Source organism: Hymenobacter fastidiosus, assembly GCF_039539565.1.
GTDB classification, from domain to species: domain Bacteria; phylum Bacteroidota; class Bacteroidia; order Cytophagales; family Hymenobacteraceae; genus Hymenobacter; species Hymenobacter fastidiosus.
The window spans coordinates 1-5,523 of record NZ_BAABDJ010000006.1 but is presented as its reverse complement, the minus strand read 5'-3'; the positions used below and the strand labels follow the sequence as shown (position 1 = coordinate 5,523).

The following is a 5,523-nucleotide window of genomic DNA, read 5'->3' as shown; positions in this document are numbered from 1 at the left end:
ACCTGCCCCACGGCCAGGCCCAGGTCGGCAATGGCGCGACGGCGGCCGCTCTGCTCGGTCAGCAGGTGGTGCTTGGGTAAGCGCATGACAAAATTCAAGCCGCTGTCTTTGAGCCACTTCAGCCAGACATGGCCCACAAATTCGCGGTCGCCCAGCACCAGGCCAATGCGCTCGCGGCACAGCACCGCCACGCAGACTTCGAGCACGGCAATACGCTGGGCGGCGTTGGAATTGCCGCTGCGATTGTCGAGCAGTTCCCAGTAGAGCGGCACGTGCCACGCGCCGCAGCCCACGGTGACGAGCAGGATATTGACCTGACACTGGCCGAAGTCCCATTCGGTGCGGTCCAGACACAGGCGCAGCTTGCCGGTGGCCGGTAACAAGCTGACCAGCAGCTGAACCAGCACCAGGTAGTCGAGCTCCACGTCGCGGAAGAAGTTCTGAATCCGGGTTTCATTCGAGGTGGGCTTGGCGGCATCGTTCAGGTGCTGGGCCACTTCACAAAATTGCACGTTGCGGCTCTTTATCAGGCCAATAACTAATTGCGCGATAAACTTTTGCCGCGACAGATGGCCCACCAGGGGCACGTGCTGTAAAACGGTCGTAATTTTGGCGATGAGGCGTTGCTTCACGGGGCGGGAGTGGCTTTTAGGTGTTGGAACCACAAAGGTCGGCCCGCCCCGGTTTAGCTGGCAACCCCTTCAAACAGGCAGCAGAGGTCCTTTTCTGCTTGAAAATAGCTCTAAATAACTGTAAATCAACTAATTGAAAAATAGTAGGGTAGAGTACTTTCCATGTCAACCTAATGCTACCTTGCTGCCATGAATAACCGCTCTCTATTCTCCCGTCTTGTGCTGCTGTTGATGCTACCCGTTCTGTTGAGCTATTGTAGCCGGGCCAAGCAAGAGGACCCCAAACCCAAAGAGTACGCCGTGCGCGTACAGGTTACGGGTAGTAAGATGGCAGGTGTAGGGGGTTCAGCCGTTATCACCTCAACCCGTGACTATGCGGGCGTTACAGGTGCCCCAGTTGAGAATCTGCCCATTTTGCGCGTCTACTCCGTTAATGAAACTACCATAAATGAGAGCTTCGACCTTGGGAAATTCGGAGCAGCCGACCGAATACGTGCGCGCGTGGAGATGAACGGTTATGGCAGCGAACCAGTTCTTCGGGCCGATATTTTAGTCAATGGGGTGGTGAAGAAGAGTTGCTTCGTGAAAGGGGGGGGCGTATTCAGTGTGTGTGAACTTGTAACAGATAGCCTATAATGCGGCTCTTGAGGGCAATGTGTGGGCGTTGTTAAAAGAAAAAACAATGGCTCCTTTCGGTGAACGGTAGGAATCAGCCCATACCTGTTGGCTAACTGGCCACTGTGGCGCAGGGTGAGTTTACGAAACCCGTCTACGATTCAAAGTTTACGAAATGGCCCAGGGAGATGAGTTTCGTAAACGCCCAAAATGGAGCCTGGTCCCCCGCCAAAGTACTACGCCGGCAGCAAGCCGCGCCGGTAGCCCAAAACCGCCATTTTTCCAAGGTCGGGTTTATAACAAACATTATGATAAGGGACAGAACGAAGAAAGAAGCCGGGGAATTGGCCCTTCCCCACTGCCCCTAAAATCCTGTTTGCTCAGGCCCGGAAAATCACTTGGTTGCGAGTTTACGAAACTCATCCCTTCTGCCAGTTTCGTAAACTTTCAATCGTAGACGAGTTTCTTAAACTCCCCCGGCCCGGCAGGGGCCCACTGGCACCTGGTGCCGGGCAGCTGCGAGGAGTTTACCCAAAGGAGCGTATTATCAGGTCCCGATATGAAAAACGAAACCGTCCGCCAACAACTCCGGGAGAAATGGGGCATTGACCCGAGAAAGATGTGGCGCCCCTTGATCGGCCGCCTTTCTGCTGATACCATCTATTTTGAATACAATGTGTTTGAGCAGCAGTTTGGGGTCGCCCAATTACAGAACCTGCTACCAGAGTTGGGCGAAAAGTCTTGGTGGGCGATTAGTGAAGTCGGCGAGGATAAGTCCGGCGTAAGTGCTGAGGTGAAAAGCTTCGCTCATCAAAGCCAAATAGAAATGTACTACTGCAATGCCACTGCTGATTGGGTCGTGTATGTCTCCCATGAGAACACCATCGCCCTAGCCGGTAAGGACCTGCTGGACCACCTGAAAAGGGCTTGGCCGGACTTCGTCTCCTACTGCAATCCATGGGAGTAGTGAGTCTATAATCCGCGATAGCTACGTTCAGGTAAACGGTGGTTTAAGTAACTGCCCCATCTTCAAATAGGATACGATAAGGGCCCGTTATCGGACCCTATGTGAATAATTGAAAGGGTTCACAGAAAAAAGGATAGGTTGAGCGCACAGAATCAGCTTATAGCCTACCGTAAAAAGCACCTCGGTACGTATCGCCAACTGGAATTATCGCGGAGGCACCTGCTTGCGTTTGAATAAAAATCCGGCTGCGCTCCACCGTGTGAGTGTGGGCCAGCGAAACGATGAACGACTTATGCACGCGCACAAACTCCGAAGCGGGCAGGCTTGCTTCCAGGCTGCTGAGCGTTTGCCGGGCAATAATCTTTTCCGTTAGCGTATGAATAACGACGTAGTTCTGTAAGCCTTCCAGGTAGAGTACCTCCGCCAGATCGATCCGCTGCATCCGGTGTTCGCTTTTGACGAACAGGTAGGGGCGCGGCATTTCGGCCGGATTCGGTGTCGGGCGCAGCCGCCGCTGGGCCTTCTGCACCGCTTGGTAGAACCGCTCGAAGGGGATGGGTTTGAGCAGGTAATCAATCACGTCGTGCTCGAAACCGGCTAGCGCGTACTCCGCGTAAGCGGTCGTCAGCACCACCTGCGCGCGCCGGTCCAGGGCCTGCAGAAATTGCAGGCCCGTTAGCTGCGGCATCTGGATATCGAGAAAAATCAGGTCGACGCGCCGCTCCTCCACCCAGTTCAGGGCTTCCACCGGATTTTGGCTGCTGCCGGCTAGTTGCAGAAACGGCACCTTGGCCACGTAATCGGTCAGGATGTCGAGTGCCAGCGGTTTATCGTCCACCAGCAGGCAGCGAATCGGATCAGTCATAAGTCGAGGTGGAGTGTAACCCGAAAGTCGGTGGGCGTATCGGCCACGCGCAGCGTGTGCCGGGCCGGATAGAGCAGCGCCAGTCGCCGCCGCACGTTGGCCAGCCCGATACCCCCGACCTGATCTTTCTGCTGCTGGCTCTTGGCATTGTGCAGGCAAAAGTCCAGGGTCGTCGCACTTAAGTCGAGCTGGAGTGTAACCGGCTGCGTGGCATCAGCGAGCACCCCGTGTTTGAAGGCATTTTCCACGAACGATACCAGCAGCATGGGCGCGATCAGCTGCCCGTTCAGTGCACCCCGCAGCTGGTAATCCAGGCGCAGGTTGTCTTTCGTGCCGATGCGTTGCAACTCGATCAAGCCGTTCAGGTACTCTATTTCGCGGCTCAGCAATACCCGGTCGTGGTGGGCCTCGTGCAGCATGTAGCGTAGCAACTCGGAGAGCTTGAGCAAGGCGCCCGGCGCGGCATCTGACTTCTGATATACCAGCGCGTAGATGTCGTTAATGGTGTTGAAGAGAAAGTGCGGGTTCAGCTGCGAGCGTAGAAAAGTCAGTTCGGCCGTGGTGTGGGCTTGCTGCATTTCGCGCCGCTGCCGTTCCGCCAGCAGGTTATGCCGAATAACGGCGTAGAGCAGCCCGTAGAGCACGGCATCAAAGTAATACCGGACACTGTTTTCAATAAACCACTGCGCCGTGAAAGACGTGTTTTGGGCGTAGTTGTCGAAGCCGAGCAGGGGCTTGAACACGTAAAATTCCAGCCCGTACCGCACCCCCGTAAGCAGCAGGAGCGTCACCAGCAAGCCAATGGCCGCCCGCCCAAAGGACCGCCAGCGAAGCGCACTTGCCAGCAGCGGCCGGGCCACCAGCCACACGGGCAGGTAGAACGCCGTCGCCTTGATGAGCAGGTAGCCCCCCCCCAGCCCCCAGTACGTTACCGCCGCCGTGCCGGGTGGCAGGTACGTGGTCGTGTCGTACATCGCCACCATATCTTTGACCAGCAGCAGCGCCCAGATCAGCAGGTGAACGGGCCATTCGGGGAAGGAGCGGGGCCGGGCAGCAATCATTGGTTGGGCGATTCGGCGGTGGGGTATTTCCGGGCCAAGTACGCTAGAATTTCGGGGAAGAACTGCTCGAAATCCGGGTACGTACGCCGGCCAGTGTATTGGGCCGAAATCACGTCGGCAATGTCGCCCGCATATTGGAAATCATCCACCACTTCCCGGGCGGCCTGTTTGCGGGCTTCCTTCGGCAGTTGATACTGCCGCAACAGGGCAATGACCACGCCGCGCACCAGGTTCTCATTGAAACAGTGCGCCCAGTCGTGGATATTATTGCGCTTCATGCCCGCGTCGGTCTCATTGAGCAGATAGGCCAGCTTGTTGATCTCGGCTTTGTAGCGCTGCTGCAGGGCATTAGTGTAAATATGACTCCCTTCGTGCCAGACGGTTATCGCTGATTCGGAGCCGAGGCTAAAGGTGGGCACGCTCGTGTCGGTTGACTCGCCGTGGAGAAAGCCCACGTTATATACCACCCGGTCGGCGTAGCGCGGATTGAGGGTTTTGGGCATAATTGCGTGTGCGCCCCAGCTATTGAGTGGGTCGAGGCAGATGGTCCAATACGAGGCTTTAGTGCGGAAGCGGTAGAGCGAATCGAGCTTGGTGACGAGGCCTTCACTGGCGAGCCGGGCCTGCACGGGTTTGGCCCAGGCGGCATAATGGGTCTGATGCTGCTGATAAAAAGCCCAGAAATGACTATCGTCAAAAAACTGCTTGCAGAGCCGCATATAGGTCTGGATCGAGTCTTTCCCGTTCAGGGTGTACCAGTTCGTTTGCGCCGGATAGTGGATGCGCACGGCCGGAAAATTGTCGAGGCAGTAGCCTAGTTCGGGCAGGTCGGAGTACACGCCTTTCAGCTGCCGGGCGTACTGCACCGCCGGGTGGTTGGCAAACGGGGCAAAATAGGCCTCGGTTTCTTTGGCATAAGCCGACTTATTGGGCATCGGGTACTTGCCCGCCAGTAGCTGCACCACCGTAAACAGCTCAATGCCGGGATGTACCATTACCGTTATCCGGTTGGCGGGTGGTTGAATGGCCGTGGCGCGGGGTTGGGCGACAAGAATCTGGATGGTCACAAGAGTGAGCAAAAAGAGGAGTACCGTTTTCATGAAGGGGCGCTTGTGGTTGAGTGGGCGTTCGTGCGTCACCGATTCGGGTGATGACGCAAAAGAAGCCCCCACGCTTCGCCCGCCAAGCTCGGATTGACCAACCCCCCGTTTTCGTTGACCAACGCCCCATTAGTTGTTCGGCTGACCAGTACACCAGCGTAAACTCAAAGCAGATTCCGCTGGGTCGGGCAGGGGAGTAAAATTCACCAAAGCGCTTAGAAGCTGTTTGAGTTAGTTTTGTTGGATGCAAGCAGCCTCCATTTCAGCCGTTCGGAAACGGTAT

At 56.3% G+C, this 5,523-nt stretch carries 6 protein-coding genes; 2 read left to right on the top strand and 4 right to left on the bottom strand.

Annotation, left to right across the window (positions count from 1 at the left end; all coding sequences use genetic code 11):
* Nucleotides 1–632: transposase family protein (locus ABD833_RS03565; protein ID WP_486326958.1), on the bottom strand; the 632-nt coding region annotated here is incomplete at its 3' end.
* Nucleotides 633–821: 189 nt separating this feature from the next.
* On the opposite strand from ABD833_RS03565, the gene ABD833_RS03560 reads away from it, so the two are divergent.
* On the top strand, nucleotides 822–1,268 hold the full coding sequence (locus ABD833_RS03560; protein WP_345071030.1) for a hypothetical protein: 447 nt from the start codon (nucleotides 822–824) through the stop codon (nucleotides 1,266–1,268).
* A gap of 538 nt (nucleotides 1,269–1,806) precedes the next feature.
* Entirely contained in the window at nucleotides 1,807–2,214 is a 408-nt protein-coding gene (locus ABD833_RS03555) for a hypothetical protein (RefSeq protein WP_345071029.1), read from the top strand.
* A 157-nt stretch (nucleotides 2,215–2,371) separates the two neighbouring features.
* On the opposite strand, the gene ABD833_RS03550 is transcribed toward ABD833_RS03555, so the two are convergent.
* Genes ABD833_RS03550 through ABD833_RS03540 form a run of 3 tightly spaced genes read right to left on the bottom strand, consistent with a single transcriptional unit; the run spans nucleotide 2,372 to nucleotide 5,240 of the window.
* Nucleotides 2,372–3,079: a LytR/AlgR family response regulator transcription factor gene (locus ABD833_RS03550; RefSeq protein ID WP_345071027.1), complete on the bottom strand. Its 708-nt coding sequence runs from the start codon at nucleotides 3,077–3,079 to the stop codon at nucleotides 2,372–2,374.
* Entirely contained in the window at nucleotides 3,076–4,140 is a 1,065-nt protein-coding gene (locus ABD833_RS03545) for a sensor histidine kinase (RefSeq protein ID WP_345071026.1), read from the bottom strand. The genes ABD833_RS03550 and ABD833_RS03545 overlap by 4 nt, the downstream gene beginning before the upstream one ends.
* A complete protein-coding gene (locus ABD833_RS03540) occupies nucleotides 4,137–5,240 on the bottom strand; it encodes a DUF4932 domain-containing protein (RefSeq protein WP_345071025.1) in 1,104 nt (367 codons plus the stop codon). The genes ABD833_RS03545 and ABD833_RS03540 overlap by 4 nt, the downstream gene beginning before the upstream one ends.
* Between the last annotated feature and the right edge of the window lie 283 nt (nucleotides 5,241–5,523).

Coding starts and splice junctions, on each gene's coding strand:
- ABD833_RS03540 (WP_345071025.1), bottom strand. CDS start 5,240: ATGAAAACGGTACTCCTCTTTTTGCTCACTCTTGTGACCATCCAGATT.
- ABD833_RS03550 (WP_345071027.1), bottom strand. CDS start 3,079: ATGACTGATCCGATTCGCTGCCTGCTGGTGGACGATAAACCGCTGGCA.
- ABD833_RS03545 (WP_345071026.1), bottom strand. CDS start 4,140: ATGATTGCTGCCCGGCCCCGCTCCTTCCCCGAATGGCCCGTTCACCTG.
- ABD833_RS03555 (WP_345071029.1), top strand. CDS start 1,807: ATGAAAAACGAAACCGTCCGCCAACAACTCCGGGAGAAATGGGGCATT.
- ABD833_RS03560 (WP_345071030.1), top strand. CDS start 822: ATGAATAACCGCTCTCTATTCTCCCGTCTTGTGCTGCTGTTGATGCTA.